Origin of the sequence: Variovorax sp. W1I1 (genome assembly GCF_030815625.1) — a bacterium.
Lineage (GTDB): Bacteria > Pseudomonadota > Gammaproteobacteria > Burkholderiales > Burkholderiaceae_C > Variovorax > Variovorax paradoxus_C.
Genome location: NZ_JAUSWZ010000001.1, coordinates 2114228 through 2134510, shown reverse-complemented (window position 1 = coordinate 2134510; position 20283 = coordinate 2114228). Strand labels below are relative to the sequence as shown.

At 67.6% G+C, this 20283-nt stretch carries 22 protein-coding genes, 1 tRNA gene and 1 riboswitch; of the genes, 14 read left to right on the top strand and 9 right to left on the bottom strand.

Going from position 1 to position 20283, the window contains the following annotated elements:
* Positions 1-99: 99 nt before the first annotated feature.
* A riboswitch (TPP riboswitch) is annotated at positions 100-207 on the top strand.
* Positions 208-283: 76 nt separating this feature from the next.
* Positions 284-1639, top strand: a complete 1356-nt coding sequence (locus QFZ83_RS10180; RefSeq protein ID WP_307505683.1) for a cytosine permease — start codon at positions 284-286, stop codon at positions 1637-1639.
* On the opposite strand, the gene thiD is transcribed toward QFZ83_RS10180, so the two are convergent.
* Positions 1572-2450, bottom strand: coding sequence for a bifunctional hydroxymethylpyrimidine kinase/phosphomethylpyrimidine kinase (gene thiD / locus QFZ83_RS10175; protein WP_307505680.1), 879 nt, complete (start codon positions 2448-2450; stop codon positions 1572-1574). The genes QFZ83_RS10180 and thiD overlap by 68 nt on opposite strands.
* Before the next feature lie 44 nt (positions 2451-2494).
* On the opposite strand from thiD, the gene QFZ83_RS10170 reads away from it, so the two are divergent.
* The 10 genes from QFZ83_RS10170 (at position 2495) to QFZ83_RS10125 (ending at position 9739) form a co-directional block, all read left to right on the top strand.
* On the top strand, positions 2495-3598 hold the full coding sequence (locus tag QFZ83_RS10170) for an FAD-dependent oxidoreductase (protein ID WP_307505677.1): 1104 nt from the start codon (positions 2495-2497) through the stop codon (positions 3596-3598).
* Entirely contained in the window at positions 3595-3801 is a 207-nt protein-coding gene (gene thiS, locus QFZ83_RS10165) for a sulfur carrier protein ThiS (protein WP_373457500.1), read from the top strand. Before QFZ83_RS10170 ends, thiS begins: the two co-directional genes overlap by 4 nt.
* 21 nt (positions 3802-3822) lie before the next feature.
* Positions 3823-4647: a thiazole synthase gene (locus QFZ83_RS10160; RefSeq protein WP_307505675.1), complete on the top strand. Its 825-nt coding sequence runs from the start codon at positions 3823-3825 to the stop codon at positions 4645-4647.
* Between the two features lie 5 nt (positions 4648-4652).
* Positions 4653-5588, top strand: coding sequence for a thiamine phosphate synthase (gene thiE, locus QFZ83_RS10155; RefSeq protein WP_307505671.1), 936 nt, complete (start codon positions 4653-4655; stop codon positions 5586-5588).
* A gap of 16 nt (positions 5589-5604) precedes the next feature.
* Complete coding sequence (locus QFZ83_RS10150) at positions 5605-7767, top strand: TonB-dependent siderophore receptor (RefSeq protein WP_307505668.1); 2163 nt, start codon at positions 5605-5607, stop codon at positions 7765-7767.
* 83 nt (positions 7768-7850) lie between these two features.
* Positions 7851-7926, top strand: a tRNA-Asn gene (locus QFZ83_RS10145).
* Positions 7927-8063: 137 nt separating this feature from the next.
* On the top strand, positions 8064-8309 hold the full coding sequence (locus QFZ83_RS10140) for a hypothetical protein (RefSeq protein WP_013541031.1): 246 nt from the start codon (positions 8064-8066) through the stop codon (positions 8307-8309).
* Positions 8310-8439: 130 nt separating this feature from the next.
* Positions 8440-8676, top strand: coding sequence for a hypothetical protein (locus QFZ83_RS10135; protein WP_306878167.1), 237 nt, complete (start codon positions 8440-8442; stop codon positions 8674-8676).
* A gap of 59 nt (positions 8677-8735) precedes the next feature.
* Positions 8736-9395 carry a murein hydrolase activator EnvC gene (locus QFZ83_RS10130; RefSeq protein WP_307505665.1) on the top strand — a complete coding sequence of 220 codons (660 nt, stop codon included), beginning with the start codon at positions 8736-8738 and terminating at the stop codon, positions 9393-9395.
* Between the two features lie 62 nt (positions 9396-9457).
* Positions 9458-9739, top strand: coding sequence for a hypothetical protein (locus tag QFZ83_RS10125; RefSeq protein WP_013541028.1), 282 nt, complete (start codon positions 9458-9460; stop codon positions 9737-9739).
* A gap of 27 nt (positions 9740-9766) precedes the next feature.
* Here QFZ83_RS10125 and QFZ83_RS10120 read toward each other — a convergent pair whose 3' ends face one another.
* Entirely contained in the window at positions 9767-9985 is a 219-nt protein-coding gene (locus QFZ83_RS10120; protein ID WP_013541027.1) for a hypothetical protein, read from the bottom strand.
* A 318-nt stretch (positions 9986-10303) separates the two neighbouring features.
* Between QFZ83_RS10120 and QFZ83_RS10115 the strand changes: the two genes are divergently transcribed.
* Both QFZ83_RS10115 and QFZ83_RS10110 read left to right on the top strand, forming a co-directional pair.
* Positions 10304-11197 carry a CsgG/HfaB family protein gene (locus QFZ83_RS10115; RefSeq protein WP_307505662.1) on the top strand — a complete coding sequence of 298 codons (894 nt, stop codon included), beginning with the start codon at positions 10304-10306 and terminating at the stop codon, positions 11195-11197.
* A gap of 82 nt (positions 11198-11279) precedes the next feature.
* Positions 11280-12350: an MBL fold metallo-hydrolase gene (locus QFZ83_RS10110; RefSeq protein WP_013541025.1), complete on the top strand. Its 1071-nt coding sequence runs from the start codon at positions 11280-11282 to the stop codon at positions 12348-12350.
* Here the strand turns inward: QFZ83_RS10110 and QFZ83_RS10105 are convergent.
* From QFZ83_RS10105 to QFZ83_RS10080, 6 genes are read right to left on the bottom strand one after another with little or no spacing between them, the layout of a single operon-like run.
* A complete protein-coding gene (locus tag QFZ83_RS10105; protein WP_307505658.1) occupies positions 12347-13135 on the bottom strand; it encodes an SDR family oxidoreductase in 789 nt (262 codons plus the stop codon). The genes QFZ83_RS10110 and QFZ83_RS10105 overlap by 4 nt on opposite strands.
* Positions 13132-13725, bottom strand: coding sequence for a cysteine hydrolase family protein (locus QFZ83_RS10100; protein ID WP_307505655.1), 594 nt, complete (start codon positions 13723-13725; stop codon positions 13132-13134). The genes QFZ83_RS10105 and QFZ83_RS10100 overlap by 4 nt, the downstream gene beginning before the upstream one ends.
* The gene (locus QFZ83_RS10095; RefSeq protein WP_307505652.1) at positions 13722-14207 is read right to left on the bottom strand and encodes an aromatic-ring-hydroxylating dioxygenase subunit beta; all 486 of its coding nucleotides are present in this window, start codon (positions 14205-14207) and stop codon (positions 13722-13724) included. The genes QFZ83_RS10100 and QFZ83_RS10095 overlap by 4 nt, the downstream gene beginning before the upstream one ends.
* Positions 14204-15547, bottom strand: a complete 1344-nt coding sequence (locus tag QFZ83_RS10090) for an aromatic ring-hydroxylating dioxygenase subunit alpha (RefSeq protein WP_307505649.1) — start codon at positions 15545-15547, stop codon at positions 14204-14206. The genes QFZ83_RS10095 and QFZ83_RS10090 overlap by 4 nt, the downstream gene beginning before the upstream one ends.
* A 23-nt stretch (positions 15548-15570) precedes the next feature.
* The gene (locus QFZ83_RS10085; protein WP_307505646.1) at positions 15571-16524 is read right to left on the bottom strand and encodes a PDR/VanB family oxidoreductase; all 954 of its coding nucleotides are present in this window, start codon (positions 16522-16524) and stop codon (positions 15571-15573) included.
* Complete coding sequence (locus QFZ83_RS10080) at positions 16521-17780, bottom strand: dienelactone hydrolase family protein (protein WP_307505642.1); 1260 nt, start codon at positions 17778-17780, stop codon at positions 16521-16523. Before QFZ83_RS10080 ends, QFZ83_RS10085 begins: the two co-directional genes overlap by 4 nt.
* Before the next feature lie 186 nt (positions 17781-17966).
* Between QFZ83_RS10080 and QFZ83_RS10075 the strand changes: the two genes are divergently transcribed.
* Positions 17967-19148: an ABC transporter substrate-binding protein gene (locus QFZ83_RS10075; protein WP_307505640.1), complete on the top strand. Its 1182-nt coding sequence runs from the start codon at positions 17967-17969 to the stop codon at positions 19146-19148.
* On the opposite strand, the gene QFZ83_RS10070 is transcribed toward QFZ83_RS10075, so the two are convergent.
* Positions 19145-20149, bottom strand: a complete 1005-nt coding sequence (locus QFZ83_RS10070) for an AraC family transcriptional regulator (RefSeq protein ID WP_307505637.1) — start codon at positions 20147-20149, stop codon at positions 19145-19147. The genes QFZ83_RS10075 and QFZ83_RS10070 overlap by 4 nt on opposite strands.
* Positions 20150-20283 lie beyond the last annotated feature (134 nt).

Sequence of the window (20283 nt, the reverse complement as noted above, 5' to 3'; positions counted from 1 at the left end):
GCAACTGCGGCGGCGCGCCCTCCGCGCATCTTCCTCGCCGGGGCTGGAAGCCTCGGCGCCAGGCTCGTACAATCACGCCCGCTTCGCGCTCAGGCGCGAAACACACGCTAGGGGTGTCGAACCGGAATCCGTTCCGGGGCTGACTGAGAGAGTCCCTTTGAACCTGACTGAGGTAATCCTCGCGCAGGGAAGCTGGTCCGGCGGCCTGTCACGTTGTCTCGCGTGGCGGCAGCGCTGCTGGAGCCTCGCCCACCTGCCAAACCTTTTGCACTGGAGCAAACGGATGGCACACGACGACAACGACAACAACGGAATTTCCTCTGCCGGCAACGAGGCGCTGACGCCGCTGCCCGCGTCCCGCCGCGTGTTCGGCTGGAGCGACCACGCCTCGCTCTGGTTCAGCTTGGGCGTCGGACTGCTGGTGATGCAGATCGGCGCCTACCTCGTGCCAGCCGTGGGCACGCGCGATGCAGCACTGGCGATTGCGCTCGGCTCCGTCATCGGCGCGGGCCTCCTGGCCTGGACCGCGCGCCTGGGCTGCGAAACCGGCCTCGCGAGCGCCGGCCTCATGCACGCGACCTACGGCAGCGCCTTCGCGCGGCTGCCGGTGCTGCTCAACATCGTGCAGCTGGTGGGCTGGACCACCTTCGAGCTGGTGATCATGCGGGAAGGCACGCAGGCCATCGGCCAGGTTGCGTTCGGCGCGTCGCTCGGCAGCTTCTGGGGCGGCGTCTTCACCACGCTGCTCTGGGGCGCGGTGCTGCTGGCGCTGCTCGCAGGCTCGATGGTCAAGCTGGTGCGTCGTTTCGTGAGCCGCTTCGGTCTGCCGCTGGTGGTGATCTCGCTGCTCTGGCTGACCTGGCAGTTCGCGACGCGGCTGCAGGCCAAGGGCCTCGACGCCTTCTGGGCGCGCCCGGGCGACGGCAGCATGGGCATGTTCGGCGCGCTCGATCTGGTGATCGCGATGCCGGTGTCGTGGCTGCCGCTGGTGGCCGACTACGCGCGCCACGGCAAGCGCAGTACGGGGGGCCTCGGCAGCGCCTTCAGCGGCACCTGGATCGGCTATGCGCTCGCCAACATCTGGTGCTATGCGCTCGGCGTGATGGTGGTGAGCGTGGCCGAGCCGGGCACGGGCCTGGTCACCGCGCTGCTGCTCGCGCAGGGCGGGCTGGTGGCGCTGGGGCTCATCCTCATCGACGAGCTCGACAACGCGTACGGCGATGTCTATTCGGGCTCTGTTTCCACGCACAGCCTCTTGCCGCGCTGGAGCGTGAAGCGCTGGGGCCTGCTGCTGGCCGCGCTGTGCATCGCGCTCGCGCTGGTGCTGCCGATGCACACGCTCGAACCTTTCCTGCTGCTGCTCAGTTCGGTGTTCGTGCCGCTCTACGGCGTGATCCTCGGGCGGCTCGGCAGCGGGCGAGGTGTGGCCTCCACCGGCACGCGCCAGATCGACTGGGCCGCGGCGCTGATCTGGATCGCGGGTATCACGGCCTATCACGCGCTCGCCAAATGGGCACCGCAGTTCGGCTCCGCGCTGCCGACGTTGGCCGCGACCTTCGTGCTGGCCTGGATCAGCCGGCCAAAGCTTTCGCCGGCAGCGGCAGCCGGTGCATCGGCACTGGCGCAAAGCCGTGGTTGAGCGGACCGTGGCCTGCACCGACCATCACATCCGCGCCGGCCGCCATCGCGCCGAGGATGTAGGCGCGCGCACGTTCGACGGCTTCGGGCAGCTTCAGCCCCAACGCCAGGTGCGCCGCGATGGCGGACGACAGCGTGCAGCCGGTGCCATGCAGGTTGCGGCTCGCGATGCGCTGCGAGGCCAGGCGCTTGCGCGTGCCGTCCGACTGCAACAGCACGTCGACCACTTCATTGCCGGGCAGATGGCCGCCCTTGAGCAGCACGGCCTTCGCGCCGAGCGCCAGCAGTTCATCGGCCGCGCCGTCGAGCGCCTCGATGCCGTCGATGGCATGGCCGATCAGCAGCGCCGCTTCATCGAGATTGGGCGTGACCACCACGGCGCGCGGGAACAGTTCGCGCACCAGCACCTGCACGGTTTCCGAGGCGATCAGGCGATCGCCGCTGGTGGCGACCATCACCGGGTCGAGCACTACGTTCGGCAACTTGTAGTGGTCGATGGCCCAAGCGACAACCTCGACCACTTCGGGCGCATGCAGCATGCCGAGCTTGACTGCATCGACGCCGATGTCCTCGACCACGGCCTGGATCTGGGCCTTCAGAAATTCGGGCGGCACGCCATGGATGCCCGAGACGCCGCGCGTGTTCTGCGCGGTGAGCGCGGTGATGGCCGTCATGCCGTAGCAGCCGAGGGCCGCAAAGGTCTTGAGGTCGGCCTGGATGCCGGCGCCGCCGCCGCTGTCGGAGCCTGCGATGGAGAGCACGCGTGCGTAGCGCAGGGGCGCCTGCGGCGCGGGAGATGGTCCTTGGGTCATGCGGAAAATTATCGGCGAGCCACGAAGAGCGCGGGGGCATCGGCATGAGCGGCGTCCCGTTTCGATCGGTCGCGATCATCGGCGCGGGCCTCATGGGGCGCCTGATGGCGGTGACGCTCGCGCAGGCGGGTTGCAAGGTCGCGCTGTACGAAGCCGGCAGCCCCGAAGCCGAAGGTGCAGCCGCGCGCGTGGCGGCGGCGATGCTCGCGCCGCTGGCCGAATCGGCCGTGGCGCCGGTGTCTGTCGTGCGCATGGGCCACTACGCACTGTCGCGTTGGCCCGAGCTGCTCGCGCCGTTGGCGCAACCGGTGTTCTTCCAGCGCGAAGGCACGCTGGTACTGTGGCACCGGCAGGACGCGACCGAAGCCGCACGGTTCGAACGCGTGCTCGCCAACACCGGTGCGCAAGTGCCCGAACTCGCGCAGATGCAGATGCTCGACGGCACAGGCATCGCGGCGCTGGAACCATCACTCGGCCAGCGCTTCACCAAAGGGCTGTTGCTTCCGGGCGAAGGCCAACTCGACAACCGCGCGCTGCTCGCCGCACTCCTTGCTACGCTGCAGGACAGCCCGAACGTCACGCTGCACTGGCAGTCGCCGCACGCACCCGCCGACTTCTCGCCCGGCACGCCAGGCCAGCCTGACTGGGTGATCGACTGCCGCGGCCTCGGTGCCCGTCCGCAGTGGAGCGCGTTGCGCGGCGTGCGTGGCGAAGTGATCCGAGTGCATGCCCCTGAGGTCGCGCTGCAGCGCCCGACCCGGCTCGTGCATCCGCGCTACCCGCTCTACATCGCGCCCAAGCCCGGCAACCTCTTCGTGATCGGCGCGACCGAGATCGAATCGGACGACATGTCGCCCGCCAGCGTGCGCTCCACGCTCGAACTGCTGAGCGCGGCCTACGCGGTGCACAGCGGTTTCGCCGAGGCGCGCATCGTGGAGATCGCCACGCAGTGCCGCCCCACGCTGCCCGACAACTTGCCCGCCATCCGCCAGCCGCAGCCGCGCGTGCTGCAGATCAACGGCCTCTATCGCCACGGTTTCATGATCGCGCCGGCCCTGCTCGACGCGGCGATGGAGTTGCTCGTGCATGGCCACTCCGCACTCGCGCAGGGCTTCGGCATGGACACCACGACATCCGACGACGCATGACGACGATGAACATCCTGATCAACGACAAGCCCTACACGCTGCCCGACAGCGCCACGCTCACCGATGCGCTGGCCGCGCTCGAGGCCGTGCCGCCCTTCGCGGTGGCGGTGAACCGCGAGTTCGTGCCGCGCTCGGCCTACGCCGCGCGCGCGCTGCAGCCCGACGACCGCATCGAAGTGATCCGCCCCGTGACGGGCGGCTGAAAAAGGATTGGAGACAACACCATGACCACCCCACCGAACGACCCGCTGGTTCTGTACGGCCAGACCTTTCAAAGCCGCCTGCTGCTCGGCACCGCGCGCTACCCCTCGCCCGACCTGCTCGAAGCGGCTGTGAAACGCGCAAAGCCCGCCATGCTCACCGCCTCGCTGCGCCGCCAGACCGCGAACCAAGGCCCCCAGGGCTCGGCCGGCAACGACACGAGCAGCGGCTTCTGGGCGCTGCTGCGCAAGCTGGCCGTGCCCGTGCTGCCCAACACCGCCGGCTGCCACAGCGTGCAGGAGGTGATCGCCACCGCCCACATGGCGCGCGAGCTGTTCGACACGCCGTGGATCAAGCTCGAACTCATCGGCGACGACTACACGCTTCAGCCCGACACGCTGAACCTCGTCGACGCCGCCTCGCAACTGATTCGCGACGGCTTCCAGGTGCTGCCCTACTGCACCGAAGACTTGGTGCTGTGCCAGCGGCTGGTCGACGTGGGCTGCCAGGCCGTCATGCCGTGGGCCGCGCCTATCGGCACCGGCCGTGGCCCGGTCAATCCGTATGCGCTGCAGGTGCTGCGCGAACGGCTCAAGGTGCCGATGCTCGTCGATGCCGGACTCGGGCTGCCTTCGCACGCCTGCCAGGTCATGGAGTGGGGCTACGACGGCGTGCTGCTCAACACCGCGGTTGCGCTCGCGCAGGACCCGGTCGCGATGGCCGGTGCCTTTGCCGATGCGGTAGGCGCTGGCCGCACCGCGTGGCGTGCAGGCGCGATGGCCGCGCAAGACTCGGCGCAGCCCAGCACGCCCGTGCTCGGCACGCCCTTCTGGCATCACGCGGGATGAGCGGCATGAGCGACATGAACGACGCCCGCGCCATTGCCCATGCCATCGTTGCGGCGCACGGGCTGCGCTTCGGCGCCATCACCGCATCGACCGTGGGTGCCACGTCTTTCTCTTCGGACGACGCGGTTTATCGCGGCGCCAAGCAGGCCTGCACCGCGCTCGGCTTCATCGAAGTCGATGCCGAATGCCTCGCGCTTGCCTGGCACGCGCAGACCGAACGCATCGGCCATTTCGACGCCGCCCGATGGCCCGACGCGCCCGCCGACTTCGGCATGCGCTCGTTTCCGCCCGCCGCGCGCGACGACGCTTTCCTGCCCTGCCCCGAACGGCTCGGCCTCTACGCGGTGCTGCCCGATGCGGCGTGGGTCGGCCGCATGGCGCGCGCCGGCGTGCCGACGGTGCAGCTGCGCTTCAAATCCGACGATGCCGCGGCTATCGAACGCGAGGTGCAGGCGGCCGTCGAGGCCGTGCAAGGCACGGGTGCCCTGCTCTTCATCAACGATCACTGGCAGGTCGCCATCGCCACGCGCGCCTACGGCATCCATCTCGGCCAGGAAGACCTCGATGCCTTGTCGCCGGACGAGCTGCAGCAGCTGCGTGCCTCCGGCCTGCGCCTGGGCGTCAGCACGCATGGCTATGCCGAGATGGTGCGTGCCGATGCGGTGAGCCCGAGCTACATCGCGATGGGCGCGGTCTATCCGACCACGCTCAAGAAGATGGCGACCGCGCCGCAAGGCGTGGCACGGCTCGCGGCGTACGCGCGTCTGCTGCGCGGCTATCCGCAAGTGGGCATCGGCGGCATCGACACGGTGCGGCTGCCCGAGGTGCTCGCCACCGGCGTGGGCTCGGTCGCGGTGGTGCGCGCGCTGGTGACCGCCGCCGATCCCGAGGCCAAGGCCGCGCAATGGATGGCGGCCATGGGCGCCGCCACCGGCAACTGAACACATCAAGCAATCAATGACTCAACGACGCCTTTCACATTCCCTGGCCCTGACACGCTCCCCTATCTCGCGTGCGGTTGCCGCCGTGTTTTTCGCGGCCGCCTGCAGCGCACATGCGCAGCAGGCCGCGCTGCCCGAAGTCGTCGTCAATGAAGGCGCGACGGCGCCGCAGGCCGATGTCAGCGGCTTCGGCGACGTGCCGCTGCGCGAGCTGCCGCTGTCGGCCACGGTGATCGACAGCAAGCAGCTCATCAGCAGCGGCGCACGCCGGCTCGCCGATCTCACGCAGTTCGATTCGTCGGTGACCGATGCCTACAACTCCGCCGGCTACTGGGACTACCTCACCGTGCGCGGCTTCGTGCTGGACAACCGCTTCAACTACCGGCGCGAAGGCCTGCCGATCAGCGCCGAGACCTCGATCCCGCTGGACAACAAGGAGCGCGTCGAGATCCTGCGCGGCACCAGCGGCATCCAGGCGGGCACCAGCGCGCCGGGCGGGCTCGTCAACTACGTGGTGAAGCGCCCGACCGAGCGGGACCTGCGCACGGTGCGCATCGAGACCACCAGCCGCGGCAGCGTGCTCGGCGCGCTCGACTTGGGCGGCCGCTTCGGCGAGAACCGCCAGTTCGGCTACCGGCTCAACATCGCGAGCGAAAACCTGAAGCCGCTCACGCACAACCTGGACGGCAACCGCAACATGTTCTCGCTCGCGGCCGACTGGCGCATCACGCGCGACTCGGTGCTAGAGTTCGAAGTCGAGCAAAGCCGCAAGACCCAGCCGAGCCAGAACGGCTACAGCCTCCTGGGCAGCGTGCTGCCCGCGCCGGTCGATCCGCGCATCAACCTCAACAACCAGCCGTGGTCGCAGCCCTCGGTGTTCAAGGCGCTGACCGGCACGGTGCGCTTCAGCCAGGCGCTGAATGCCGACTGGCGCTGGAGCGCGCAGATCGGCCAGCAGCGCCTGAAGACCGACGACCGCCTGGCCTACGCCTTCGGCTGCGGCGCCGAAGGCAACTACGACCGCTACTGCTCGGACGGCACCTTCGACGTCTACGACTTCCGCAGCGAAAACGAGCGCCGCACGCAAAGCGCGGGCAGCCTGAACCTGAAGGGCAACGTGAAGACCGGCAGCGTGCGGCACGAGCTGGGCTTCGGGCTCCTGCAAAGCCGCGTGCGCAACCGCTTCCAGGAACAGGCGTACAACTACGCGGGTACGGGCAACATCTGGGCCACGGCCATGGTGCCGCCGAGCCCCGACGCCATCACGCCGCAGACCAACCGCGATGAGCGCTCGACCGAGCTCTCGGTGCAGGACGCGATCCGCTGGAACGATCGCTTCACCACCTGGCTCGGCGTACGCCACACGCGACTGGACCGCAGCAGCATCGGCAACGATGGCTCGGATCCAACGGGCTACAAGCAAGGCGTGACCACGCCGTGGATCGCCGCAAGCTATGCCATCCAGCCCGGGCTGCTCGCGTATGCGAGCTGGGGCAAGGGCGTCGAATCGCAGATCGTTCCGAACCGGGGCGACCAGTACGACAACGCCGGCCAGGCATTGCCAGCACTGAAGTCGCGCCAGTGGGAGCTGGGCATCAAGGGCGGCAACGACGCGTTCAATTGGCAGCTCGCGTGGTTCGACATCTCGCGGCCGATGACCAATCTCGACGCATGCAACCGCCTGGGCATCACGCCATGCGAAGCGAAGTACGACGGCCGTGCGGTGCACCGCGGCCTCGAAGCCGGTGCGCAGTGGACGCAAGGCCCGTGGCGCATCGGCGGCAGCATGACGCTGATGGATGCCAAGCGCCGCGGCAGCATCGTCGAACCGGCAAGCAATGGGCAATGGCCGACCAACGTGCCCAAGCAGGTGTTGCGCGCGCAGGCGGCGTATCGCGTGCCCTCGGTGCCCGGACTCGAAGTGGCGGGACAGCTCTCGCACGAAGGACGCCGCAACGTGCTTGCCGATGGCTCGATCACGCTGCCCTCGTGGACGCGCGTCGATGCGGTGCTGCGCTACGACACGAAACTGCGCGGCGTGAACACGAGCTGGACACTGGCCGTCGACAACCTGTTCGATCGCCGCTACTGGAAGGAATCGCCCTACCAGTTCGGGCATGTCTATCTGTTCCCTGGCGCGCCGCGCACGCTGCGTCTGGGCCTGAGCGTCGCGCTGTGAACATGCGCGAAGCAAACTTTTTTGCGCAAAAGTTTCGGAGGCTTGAGAAGGCCAAAAAAACCGCGCTATAATCTGAGGCTTGTTCCTCGATAGCTCAGTTGGTAGAGCGCCGGACTGTTAATCCGTAGGTCCCTGGTTCGAGCCCAGGTCGAGGAGCCACTACAAGCCGCAAGGCAACTGGATGCCCCGCTACTCAAAAGGTAGCGGGGCATTTTCACTTGTGGGCCGCTTGTTTGACGCTCAGCACCGCCGCTAGACTCGTACCTCGTCCGTCCACCGAATCGAGGTCTTCATCCATGAACAACACGAGTCGATACGAATTCAGCCTGCCGCTTTGCAGCGAAGCGCAGCAACTGCAGGTCGAGCAAGTGCTCAAGCTCCCCGGCGCGATCACCACGGCAACGGTCAACCGCAGCATGGGTTCGGCCGGCGTGACCGTGCAGGCCACCTTTCTTCCGGCCCACTCTCCCGCGCTCATGCAGGCCGAGGTCATTGCGCGCATCTCGCCCATCGGCCTTCTGCCGATGCGAGTGCCGGGCTGATCAACAAAGCAAAGCAAAGCGAAACGAAGCCGGGCCACGGGATAAATTCTTACCTGCAGTTTCCAAAGACGCCCATTCCTCGACGCTGAAATCTCGTCAGACTCCGAGCACCGAAAGGAGGAGACGAAGGATGACGCGAAGCGAATTCAATGCATTGTCGAAACGCGCCAGGTTGAGGGCCACGCTCTCTCGCGATGCCGCATACATGGTTCTCGTCGGCGGCGTGCGCCCCGGCATTGCGGCCCGCGAGGTCGGCACCACCCCGCAGGCCCTTACCAATACGCTGCGAAAACTGAGGGACGCCATGAAGGAGTCCACCGCCCACGGCCGCACGCATGCCACTGCGGACCATCACGTAGGGAGTTGACCGTCAGTTCGTTCGTCCAGTAGGGCGAACGCAAGGCGGATTCCAATACAGTCCTCACCATGCATTTCAAGCCGCACGCTGAACCCGGACTTCCCGATCTTTCCCCGCCCCGCTCGCTCATTTCCCATCGGATCGCATTGGCCGTTGCCTCGGGCATGCTGGGTGTCCTGCTCATCGGCTGCGCCTCCAAGCCAGCCCCGGCGCCCACACCCGCACCGAAGAAATCCGCAAGCGCCAAGCCCGCGCCTTCTTCTCGCAACGACGCACGCCCCGCACCGGAGCGCCGCTCGCGCAGCAGCGAGCCGGCACCCTCCGCATCGTCCACGCCATCCGCCCCGGTGGCCAAGGCGGAGCGGAATTTCCTTCGCCCGTCGAACGGCACCGTCATCCAGCGATTCAACGGCCGCAACAGCAAGGGCATCGACTTCGCGGGATCGGAAGGCGACCCCGTCATCGCCGCGCGCGACGGCAAGGTCGTGTATTCGGCCGTGGGCCCGCGCGGCTACGGCCAGCTCATCATGATCAAGCACGACGCGACCTTCGTGACCGCCTATGCGCACAACAGCAAGCTGCTGGTCAAGGAGGGGCAATCGGTGAAGCGAGGCCAGGTGATCGCCCACATGGGCCGCACCGAAGCCGATCGCGTCAAGCTGCATTTCGAGTTGCGCAGGAACGGCAACGCGGTCGATCCCGCTGCCTATTTCGCTTCGCCCGACTAACAAGGGCGTTGGATGAAGCGATCCGGTTGAATCCGGATTGCCCCCTCCTGCGTAGCACTTGCATGGCAAGTACGAACGAAGAACGCAAGCCCGCCCCACGGCTGGGTTTCGAGGACATCTGTGCGCAGTTCAACGTGCCCGCGAGGAAAGGGGCGCGGGTCAATTTTCAAGGCCAGCCGGGAACGGTCACGACCGCGCGGGGATTGATGGTGCGCGTGCGGCTGGACGGGATGTCGTGGTCCCGCCCCTACGCACCGAACGAACTCGAATGGCTCGACGAGCAGTCGAAAGCCATGGAAGACGGCGCGTGCGACACGTGCGACGCGCACCGCCCGCAGGGCTGAAAAGCCCCGGGCGGATCACGCGAAGGATCAGTGCTGAACGACGGGGGTGCGGCCCTTCGCGCTGTCGATGGTCGCGCTGACGGAGTTGGTGTTGACGGCCAAGGCCACCAGGACGGAGCCGACGAAAGCCGGATCGGAAGCGCCGCTGAAATTCGATGCGCCGGCAATGGCCAGGGCCTGCGCGACTTGTTGACGGGTCAGTTCCGCTGCTGCTTCGCCAACGACATTCTTCTTGGTGGTTGCCATCTGAAAACTCCTCGTGATGAAGGCCCGACTGTAACGGCCTACGCATCGCGCCCAAGGCCATCTCCCTGACTGTTCCGGGGAGCTTGTTTCCCTCTGCCCACGGGGCTCGCACTCGGTAATAATCTCGCCCGCTTCGCCGCGCACGGACCATGACTTTCGGCACTGGCATGCCGCTTCCTGGGGTCGTATCGTCGCGCGGTCGCTGGCGGCGCGACGAATCGGGGGAGGTCACAAAGGCCATGCGGTCCCACTTCGGAATCCGAGGAGTGGCGTCTCCCATTGGGGCGCCTTTTCACTCTTCTCTCTCTGGATCCGGACATGGCTTCTTCCAAATTCTCTTTCGCAAGCGCAAGCGTTCTTGCCGGCGCGCTGGTTCTCTCCGGCTGCGCGACCACCGACATGCAAATGGGCAGCCAGTCGGCCAAGACCATGGCCACCGGCAGCGCCGCCGGTTCGGCCACCTCCGGTGAAAGCAGCCAGCTCGAGCGCTGCGATTCGCCGCTGGGCACCGTCTCGCTGATCGAGAACGTCAACGCCGGCTGGTACACCGTTCTCACCGGCGAATACAAGCTCCCGCCGACCGCGAACCTGCTGCGCCTCCTGGTGCAGCAATCGAACTGCTTCGTGGTGGTCGAGCGCGGCGCGGCCGGCATGAACGCCATGACGCGCGAGCGCGCGCTGATGCAGTCGGGCGAAATGCGCGGCGGCAGCAACTTCGGCCGCGGCCAGATGGTCGCTTCCGACTACGGCCTGTCGCCAGAGATCGTGTTCAGCAACAACGACGCCGGTGGCATCGGCGGTGCGCTGGGCGGCCTTGTGGGCGGCGGCCGTGGCCGCGCCATCGCCAGCATCGGCGCCAGCCTGCAGACCAAGGAAGCCAGCGCTCTCCTGACGCTCATCGACAACCGCTCGGGTGTGCAGGTGGCGGCCGCCGAAGGCAGCGCCTCCAAGACCGACTTCGCGGGCTTCGGCGGCCTGGGCGGCCTCTCCGCCGCGGGCGGCGTCGGCGGCTACACGCGCACGCCGCAGGGCAAGGTGATCGCCGCGGCCTTCATGGACGCTTTCAACCAGATGGTTCGTTCGCTGCGCAACTACAAGGCGCAAACGGTGCGCGGCCAGGGCCTGGGCGGCGGCGGTCGTCTCGGCGTGGACGGCGGCGCCGCACCGTCGCAAACCTCGGCGCCGGGCGCGCCCCGCTCACGCCGCAAGTAAGCGCGTCGATCCATCGTCATCGGGGGAGGCCCGGCCCGGATTGCGGCCGGGTTCACAATTCACTCCTCTGGAGGTGAACACGATGGATGGTCTGGAAGAGACGGCGGAAGCGGCAAAAGGCAAGCTCGTCTACCCCTTTGCGGAACTCCCGCCGCGCGGCAAGTCGATCGAGGTCGCCGCGGGCGTGCACTGGATCCGCATGCCGCTGCCCTACTCGCTCGACCACATCAACCTGTGGGCGCTCGATGACGGCGCCGGCTGGGCCGTGGTGGACACGGGCGTGCGCACCGAAGAAACGGTCGCCGTCTGGCGCGAGCTCTTCGCCAATTCGCCGGACACGCGCGGCCTCACCCGCGTCTTCGTGACGCACATGCACCCCGACCACGTCGGCATGGCCGGCTGGCTCACGCGCAAGTTCGGCGTGCGGCTGTGGATGACCCGCTCCGAATACCTCATGTGCCGCGTGATGGTGTCCGACACCGGCCGCGAAGCACCGGACGATGCCATCGCCTTCTACCGGCGCGCCGGCTGGAGCGATGCCGCCATCGAGACCTACCGCACGCGCTTCGGCAATTTCGGCAAGCACATCCATCCGCTGCCCGACAGCTTCCGGCGGCTGCGCGACGGCGAGGTGCTGCGCATCGGCGCGCACGACTGGCGCATCGTCACCGGCAACGGCCATTCGCCCGAACATGCGTGCCTGTACTGCCCCGACCTCAAGGTGCTGATCTCGGGCGACCAGATCCTGCCGCGCATCTCGTCCAACGTGTCGGTCTCGCCGATCGAGCCCGACGCTGATCCGATGGCCGACTGGCTTTCATCGCTCGCCAAGCTCAAGCGCGAAATACCCGACGACGTGCTGGTGCTGCCTTCGCACAACGAGTGCTTCCGCGGCCTGCATGCGCGCATCGACCGGCTACAGACGGGACAAGAACGCTCGCTCGACCGGTTGCGCAACACCTTGAAGACGCCCAAGCGCGCAGTCGACGTGTTCGCGAGCCTTTTCGCGCGCAGCATCGCCGAGTCCGATGTTCAGTTACTGGGCATGGCGACCGGCGAAAGCCTCGCCTGCCTCAACTACCTGCTGCACCGTGGCGAAGTCGTCTGCGACATCGCCGACGACGGCATCGGCTGGTATCGGCTCGCTAACTAAGCGCCGAACCAGTCGCGCGCCGATCGCCCCTGGTCCGGGCCCAGCATCGAGAACCCGCCATCGACCGGAATGTCCGCGCCGGTCACGAAGCGCGCGGCGTCCGAGCACAGGAACAGCACCACCTGCGCCACGTCGTCGGCATCGCCCGCGCGACCGAGTGGATGCAAAGGCGCAGCCATGCGGTCCGCGTAGGCCCGATCCCCACCCGCCATGCGCGAGAGCGCGTCTGACCAAGTCCATCCGGGCGACACCGAGTTCACGCGCACGCGCCGGTGCGCGAGGCTCGCGGCCTGGTTGCGCGTGAGCTGCAGGATGGCCGCCTTGGCCGCTGGATAGAGCGCCCGGCCCGCCGTGCCGAACTTGCCGCCGACGCTTCCCATGTTCACGACGGCCCCGCCTTGCGCCGCGAGCGCGTCTGCCGTCTTGTGCACCAGCAGCGCGCCGGAGACGAGGTTGACGTCGAGCGCCTGAAGCCATTCGCCGCGCGAAGACGCGAGCCCTTTGTCGCCGTACACCACCGCGTTGTTGATGAGGAAGTCGATGCGCCCCTCGCTGGCCAGTGCATCGGTCACCAGCGCATCGAGCGCCGTGTCGGAGGCAATGTCGCATGCGATGAAGCGACAGCGCGGACCCAGCTCTGCCGCCAGCGCCTCGCCACGCGCGGCATCGATGTCCACCGCCAGCACCTGCGCACCGGCCTTCACGAAAGCACGGACGATTGAAGCGCCGAGCATCGCGGCCGCCCCCGTGACGATGGCGACTTTTCCTTCGAAGTTCCAGTTCATGGCATGGCCTTCATCTGTGCGATTGCTTCGTCGACGTTCATCACATCCGCGAGCATCGCCAGTGTTTCCAGGCTCGCCGCATGCAGATGCGCCTGCGCAGTGTTGCAGGCATCGGCGACGACCGCCACCTCGTAACCCAGGTCGCTCGCGTGGCGCGCGCCGTGCTCGACCACGTGGTTGGTCGCGATGCCCGCCACGTAGAGCCGCGATGCGCCGGTGTTGCGCACGACATCTTCGAGCCCGCTCGCCCAGAACGGGTTGTTGCGCTTGTGGGTGACGATGGCCTCGCCGGGCAGCGGCGCGAGTTCTTCATAGAACTCCGCGCCCCATTCCCCGTCGAGCACCGCGCCGGTTTCGGCCACGCGCCGGAACAACGTGCAGTTGCGAAGGCAATCGACATACCCCGGCGCGAACGCGATGCGCACGAAGATCACCGGCACGCCGTTCGCCCGCGCACCGGCGATCAGCCGCGCGGCCGAGGCGATGAGACGCGGTCGCGCCGGATCGTCCGCCGCCACGCCCACGCGCACCTTGCCATCGACGTGCAGCACGTCGTTCTGGTAGTGCATGGCCAGCAGCGCGGCCTTCACATGAACACCTGCAGGGCTTCGTGCGGCGCGTCGCAGTTGACGAGTTCGACGCGCTTCGTGTGGATGCGGAATTCGTCGCCCTCGCGCCGCAGCGTGTGCAGCACGCTGCCGCCGAAGGTGCGCTGCTCGGTCTTGCGCCATTCCAGCAGCAGGAAGGTCGAGCGCACGACACAGCCTTCCTCGTCGCGTGATTCGAGCCCGATGTTCCCCACCACATGCACCGTGCGCGTGGGCGGCTGCTGCGAATAGGCGCGCGCCTGCTCGAGCCGCCGCGCGCGCATCGAACGCAGCAGCGCGTCTTCGCAGAACAGCGAGGCGTGGTTGATGTGGTCCGTCTGCCCATGCACCAGCGGCACCCAGTAGAGCCCGTCGGGCGTGAAGAGCCGCTGCCATTCGTCCCAGCGGTGCTCGTCCAGGAGGCGCGCCTCGTGGTGCAGGAACTGCGCGATCGCCTGCTGCTCGTGCCAGTCGTTGAAGTTCATTCGGCGCTCCCGGTCTGCACGCCCATGTACGAGGCCCATGCCGCGAACATGTTGCGCGATGGCATCTCGCTGTTGCCGTTGGAGGCCCGCCCGCCCGGCAGCGGCTGGTCGCGCCCGGCCGCGCGGTGCATGCTGACCCAGTCGCCACCGTCGGAGCCGAGTCCCTCCTGCACGCGGTTGTAGGCCTCCAGGTCGTCGGGCATCACGTTCGACGAAGGCGAGTTGACGATGTTGGTGTACTTCAAGGTGCGCTGGAAGGTCGCCTCGGGCGCGCCCTTCAGGCGGAAGCTGAAGATCTCCACCAGCGTGCGGTCCACCGACAGCGGCCGGATCACGCGGATCTGCTGGAACGAGGTGTGCGGCGAACAGCTCGGGTAGACGATGGTGTTGTGCCGGTTCACCCGCAAGATCTCGTCGGCGCGCTGCGCGCCCTGGCTGGCTTCGAGCGCCGCCACGTAGGCCAGGCTCACCGGGTCGGTCGGCGGCACGAAGATGCCTTCCATGAAGCCGTGGCCGTTGTCGTAGCCCTTGAGCTCCAGGTTCTCCCAGAACTCCAGCGGCTCACCGTTGCCGTCGACGATCACCACCTCGAAGGGCTTGGGCGTGCCGGAAGGCATGGCTTCGAATTCTTCCTTGGCCGCGCGCCACGACGACTCGTGCGTGGCCACGGCATGGATCGTGTCGTGCAGGTTCTCGAAGAAGATCTTCCAGTTGTTGCGCTGAATCACGCGCTGCACGCCACCGGCCACTTCCACTTCGCCATCGGGCGCGCGGTCGCAGAAGTTGTCGAGCGACGTGGCCACGCCGCCAAGGAAGTCGGCCAGCTCGGGGCCGTCTTCCGAAAGGCTCGCGAACACGAAGCCGCGGTGGCTCGCCACGCGCGCCACCTTGCGCACCGAATGCGACCCGCTCTTGAGGTCGAGCGCCGTGTCTTCGTAGCCGCTGCGCAGCGGCACCGACAGCAGGCTGCCGTCGCACTTGAAAGTCCAGCCGTGGTACAGGCACCGCAAGAACTTGCCTGCGCTGCCGCTGCCGTCGGGAACGATCTTGGCGCCCTTGTGCGGGCAGCGGTTGTACAGCACGTTCACCGCGCCATCGGTGTGGCGCACCATCACCACGGGCTCGCGGCCCAGGCGCGTGGTGAAGTAATCGCCGACGTTCGGCACCTGGCTCTCGTGCCCCACGTACAGCCAGGCCTGGCCGAAGACGCGGTCCATCTCCAGCTCGAAGATGGCGGGGTCGGTGTAGACGCGCTTGTGCACGCGGTCGGGCTGCACCAGCGCCTGGATGTCGATCGCGTTTGTCGCTGCGATGGGAATGATGGGAATCACGGAATTCATCGGGTGGGTCTCCTGAAGCGTCATCAGATGTCGAGCACCAGGTGCGGCGTCTTGGCGCGCGACACGCAGGTGCACAGGGTCTTGCCGCCCGCCTTCTCGCGCGGGCTCAGGTTGTGGTCGCGGTGGTCGGGCACGCCCTCCACCACGTCGACGGCGCACACGCCGCAGTCGCCCTGGCGGCAGTCGTACATCGGGTCGAGCCCGGCGGCGATCAGCACGTCGAGCAGGCTCTGGCCGGGCGCCACCGTCAGCGTCTTGCCCGAGCGCAGCGTGCGCACCTCGAAGGGCATGTCGCCGGCCTGTGCGAGCGCGCCGGCGAAGAGTTCGAAGTGCACATGGTCGTCGGGCCAGCCCTGTGCGCGGGCGGTGTCGACCACTGCCTGCACCATGCCGCGCGGCCCGCAAACATGCAAGTGGCGCCCGCCGTGCTGCGCCGCGAGCAGCGCGCGCAGGTCGAGGCCGCGTGCGGGGTCGCCGCCGTCGTGCACCACCGTGCCGCCGAGCGCGCGCACTTCATCCAGGTAGGCGGTCGCTTCCTCGCTGCGTGTCGCATAGAAGAAGTCGAAGGCCTGGCCTTCGGCGGCCAGCGCGCGCGCCATGCACAGCAGCGGCGTGATGCCGATACCGCCCGCCACCAGCAGCGGTTGGACACCCTGGTGCAGTGCGAAGTCATTGCGCGGCGGGTGCGCGGCCAGCACCGCGCCGGGCACGAGGCCGTGCATCCAGGCCGAGCCGCCCGAGCCCTGCGGCTCGTGCAACACCGCGATCTCGTAGCTGCCGGAGCCATCGTGCGGGCGCACCAGCGAATAAGCGCGCTGCCCGCTCGATTGCGTCACCTGCACGCTCAGGTGCGCGCCCGGTGAAAACGGCGGCAGGTCACCGCCATTCGCCGGCCGCAGCACGAAAGCCTTGATCGCCGGCGTGAGCGGCCTGACCTCGGCCACGACCAGCGCCAGCATGTCTGCGCCCTGTGTCATCCGAGCGGCAGCGCCGGATCGGCGATCGTGAGCCCGTTCGACTTCGACCAGCGCGGCATCAGCGTGTTCGAGGGCAGCGTCTCATCCACCAGCTTGCGCGAGGTTTCAACGCCCGCCACGGGCAGGTCCTTGGCATCGAGAAAGCCGATCTGCACCAGCACGCTCGCCTGGTCCCAGTAGATGTGCTCGTGATAAAGCTTGTCGCCGCGGAACTTGACGATCGCCACCAGCGCGATCTCCACTGGCTTGCCGGTCGGCGCGATGCCCGGCAGCATCCAGTCGACTTCCACCGTGTGGGTGAAAGAGAAGAGCATTTCATCGACGATCTGCGTCGCGCCCACGGTGCGCGAGATCGGCGTGAGCCGTGTGTCGGGCGGCGTCGTCGGAATGAAGTGATGCTTGTAGAAGCGCGACAGCTCCTTCGCACCCACGCCGCCCGTCATCGTCGGGATGTGGTTGACGTAGGGCTCGCTCACCATCGTGCCCATGGTGGCGACGACGTCGCGCGTGCCGAACTCGTATTCGCAGTGCTTGTCCCAGAGCGCCGAGAGGTCGTAGACCGGCCCGATGGCTTCCTTGAACAGCGCCATCGAGCGCTGGTGCGCCATCAGCGTGGAAGGCTTGTCGAAATGGTCGCCACCGGTGCGCGCGAACGCGTGGTCCACCCCGGGGTAGACGTACATCTGCGCGCCCGGTTTGCCGGCGAAGGCATCGAGCACCTGGGCGCGCGCCTCGGGCGGGCAGAACTGGTCGAGCTCGGCGAAGTGCAGCGCAATCGGGCATTCGATCTTTGGCACCAGGTCGAGCGCGGCCTCGATGCCGACACCGTAGTAACCCACCGCCGCATCCACGCCCGAATGCGCGGCCGCCAGATACGCCAGCTTGCCGCCGAGGCAATAGCCCAGCGCGCCCACCTTGCCGGTGCAGGCCGGGTGCGCGCGCAGCGCCTTCACGCTCGCGGTGACGTCGGCGATGCCGGCCTCGATGTCGAACTTCTGGAAGAAGCCGAAGGCGCGTTGCCAGTCTTCCGGCGAATAGCCCAGATCGACGTTGGGCTCCATGCGCCAGAAGAGATCGGGTGCGAGCACCACGTAGCCTTCTTCTGCATAGAGGTCGGCCACCTCGCGCACATAGTCGTTGATGCCGAAGATCTCCTGGCACAGCACGATGCCGGGGCCGCTGCCGGAAGCCGGCAGCGCGAGGTAGCCGCGAAAGCTGCGGCCGTCGCCGGCCGGGATGTCGATGTACTGACTCATCGTGGGTGTCTCCAAAGTGGTGGGGCTTGCGAAATTCTGGGCAGCGCCCTTGCCGCTGTCTGTCCATTTCTTGCAAGCGACGTCGCTGCAGGAAACGGATAGCCCGATGCCACGGCGGCACGCAGACTGCGACGCGCATTGCATTCACCCCCCACGTCCACCGAATCCCTTCAGAGGAGATTTCTCATGTCGCAGGCAAGCATCCGAACGGCCGCACTGGCCTTGGCCGTCGTTACCGGCGCATCGTTGTCGCAGGCCCAGCCCGTCAAGGTCGGCCTTGCGATGGACCTCTCCGGCCCCTTCGCCGTCGGCGGCGCCGAGGCCAAGGCCGGCTTCGCCGTGGCGATGAAACAGCTCGACGGCAAGCTCGGCGGCGTGCCGGTCGAGTTCGTCGAGGCCGACACCGCCGGCAACCCCGACCTGGCCCGCCAGGTGGTGGAGCGCATGCTGCTGCGCGACAAGATCGACCTCTTCACCGGCCCTGTGGGCTCGTCCGTTGCGCTCGCCGTCGGCCCGCCGCTCTTCGCAGCCAAGGTGCCTTACCTGTCGAGCAACACCGGCCCGAGCGATTACTCGGGCGCCAAGTGCAATCCCTACTTCTTCGGCGCGTCGTACCCCAACGATGCGTACCACGAGGCCGCGGGCAAGTTCGCCTCCGACAAGGGGTTCAAGAAAGTGGCGCTCATCGCACCCAGCTATCCCGGCGGCAAGGACGCGGCCAGCGGCTTCAAGCGCAACTTCAAGGGCGCCGTGGGCGACGAGCTCTACACCAAGCTCGGGCAACTCGACTACTCGGCCGAGATCGCCCAGATCCGCGCGAGCAAGCCCGACGCGCTCTACTTCTTCCTGCCCGGCGCGATGGGCGTGAGCTTCATCAAGCAGTTCGTCGGTGCGGGCCTGTCGAAAGACGTGGCGCTGATCTCGACCGCCTTCTCGGCCGACGAGGACATGATCCCCGCCGTCGGCGAGCCGATGCTCGGGCTCTTCAACACCGCGCATTGGTCCTACGACCTGGACAACCCCGCCAACCAGCGCTTCGTGGCCGCGTTCCGCCAGCAGAACAACGGACGCAATCCCTCCTTCTATGCCGGCCAGGCGTACGACGTGCTGATGGCCATGGACGCGGCCGTGCGCGATGCCGGCGGCAAGGTGGCCGACAAGCCCGCGCTGCTCAAGGCGATCAAGGCCGCGAAGTACAAGTCGGTGCGCGGCGATTTCAGCTACGGCGCCAACAACTTCCCGATCCAGAACTACTACTTGCGCGTGATCGGCAAGGACGCCAGCGGCCGCATCACCAACAAGGTGATCGGCACCGTGCTGCAGAACTACCAGGACAGCTCGGCCGCGAAGTGCGCGATGAAGTCCTAATGTCTTGAAGTCTCGCGCGGGAGCTGGCCGAAGCGCTCCCGGTAGCAGGCGGCGAAGCGGCTCAGGTGCGAGAAGCCGCAGTCGAGCGCGATCTGCGTCACGCTCGCGCCGTCGTGGCGCGCAAGCTGCGCATGCGCGGCATCGAGCCGCATGTTGCGCAGCACCTCCATCGGCGAGAGGTCGCGGTGGCGCCTGAAGAGCAGCGCCAGCATGCGCCGCGTCACGCCCGCGGCCTCCGCCACCTCTTCGAGCGAGACGGCCGTGTCGAGCCGGCTGCGCATGAACTCCTCGGCGCGCCGCAGCTGCCCGAGGCTGGCCGCCTCCGAACCGAGCCGCAGCGCATCGTGCTGCCGCCGCACCGAGTTGGGCCGGTGGCACAGCAGGTAGAGCATGAGGTTGTCTTCGCAATGGGCCAGCCAGCGCGGGTCGTACGCGGTGCTGCTGTCGCCCGCTGCGGGCAGCAGCGACGCAAGGTTGGCCACCATGCGGCACCACTGCGTGCCGGCGGCGTCGTCCAACCGCAGCGGCATGTCGAAATCGATCTCGCCGACCTCGTCGGCGTGGCGCGCGGCGAAGGCGCGGCGCGCCACTTCCTGCAGGCGGCCCAGTTCGATCTTGAGCATCAGCTGCTCGCAGTCGGCATGCCAGCGCAGCCGCACCGGCTTGTGCGCCGACACCACCGCGCCCTGCCCCGGATGGATGTGCAGCGTCTGGCCGCCCGTGCGGATTTCGGCATGGCCGCGCAGCGGCATCTGCACCAGCACGAAGTTGCCGAGCGCATCGGGCTCGATGTCCACGTCGCACCCGTAGCGCAGGATGCACAGCGACAGTGCGCTCAGCTCGGCGCGGCAGAACACCGCATCGACCTTGCCACGCCCCCAGACGCTGCGATGGTCCTTCAGCTCATGGGCGACCAGCGCGTGTGTCTCGTCCGCTTCGCGCGAGCGGAACACCTCGCGTCCGTACAAGGGAGAAAGCTGCTGGCTCGACCATGCGTCCACGGGCACTCCTGGGGGGTCAGGGGGTTGAAAACCATTGTTTGCCACGGGGGCGTGCCTGCAATCTACCGCCGGGTCGCGCTTGCCGCCATGGGACTTGCCCCGACGTGCAAGAAGCTCGCCCGGCCCCTGCCCGC

Coding starts and splice junctions, on each gene's coding strand:
- QFZ83_RS10125 (WP_013541028.1), top strand. CDS start 9,458: ATGGCAAGTACGAACGAAGAACGCAAGCCCGCCCCACGGCTGGGTTTC.
- QFZ83_RS10075 (WP_307505640.1), top strand. CDS start 17,967: ATGTCGCAGGCAAGCATCCGAACGGCCGCACTGGCCTTGGCCGTCGTT.
- QFZ83_RS10160 (WP_307505675.1), top strand. CDS start 3,823: ATGACCACCCCACCGAACGACCCGCTGGTTCTGTACGGCCAGACCTTT.
- thiE (WP_307505671.1), top strand. CDS start 4,653: ATGAGCGACATGAACGACGCCCGCGCCATTGCCCATGCCATCGTTGCG.
- QFZ83_RS10115 (WP_307505662.1), top strand. CDS start 10,304: ATGGCTTCTTCCAAATTCTCTTTCGCAAGCGCAAGCGTTCTTGCCGGC.
- QFZ83_RS10170 (WP_307505677.1), top strand. CDS start 2,495: ATGAGCGGCGTCCCGTTTCGATCGGTCGCGATCATCGGCGCGGGCCTC.
- QFZ83_RS10110 (WP_013541025.1), top strand. CDS start 11,280: ATGGATGGTCTGGAAGAGACGGCGGAAGCGGCAAAAGGCAAGCTCGTC.
- QFZ83_RS10120 (WP_013541027.1), bottom strand. CDS start 9,985: ATGGCAACCACCAAGAAGAATGTCGTTGGCGAAGCAGCAGCGGAACTG.
- QFZ83_RS10150 (WP_307505668.1), top strand. CDS start 5,605: ATGACTCAACGACGCCTTTCACATTCCCTGGCCCTGACACGCTCCCCT.
- QFZ83_RS10090 (WP_307505649.1), bottom strand. CDS start 15,547: ATGAATTCCGTGATTCCCATCATTCCCATCGCAGCGACAAACGCGATC.
- QFZ83_RS10130 (WP_307505665.1), top strand. CDS start 8,736: ATGCATTTCAAGCCGCACGCTGAACCCGGACTTCCCGATCTTTCCCCG.
- QFZ83_RS10140 (WP_013541031.1), top strand. CDS start 8,064: ATGAACAACACGAGTCGATACGAATTCAGCCTGCCGCTTTGCAGCGAA.
- thiD (WP_307505680.1), bottom strand. CDS start 2,450: ATGACCCAAGGACCATCTCCCGCGCCGCAGGCGCCCCTGCGCTACGCA.
- QFZ83_RS10080 (WP_307505642.1), bottom strand. CDS start 17,780: ATGAGTCAGTACATCGACATCCCGGCCGGCGACGGCCGCAGCTTTCGC.
- QFZ83_RS10105 (WP_307505658.1), bottom strand. CDS start 13,135: ATGAACTGGAACTTCGAAGGAAAAGTCGCCATCGTCACGGGGGCGGCC.
- QFZ83_RS10180 (WP_307505683.1), top strand. CDS start 284: ATGGCACACGACGACAACGACAACAACGGAATTTCCTCTGCCGGCAAC.
- QFZ83_RS10085 (WP_307505646.1), bottom strand. CDS start 16,524: ATGACACAGGGCGCAGACATGCTGGCGCTGGTCGTGGCCGAGGTCAGG.
- QFZ83_RS10095 (WP_307505652.1), bottom strand. CDS start 14,207: ATGAACTTCAACGACTGGCACGAGCAGCAGGCGATCGCGCAGTTCCTG.
- thiS (WP_373457500.1), top strand. CDS start 3,595: ATGACGACGATGAACATCCTGATCAACGACAAGCCCTACACGCTGCCC.
- QFZ83_RS10135 (WP_306878167.1), top strand. CDS start 8,440: ATGACGCGAAGCGAATTCAATGCATTGTCGAAACGCGCCAGGTTGAGG.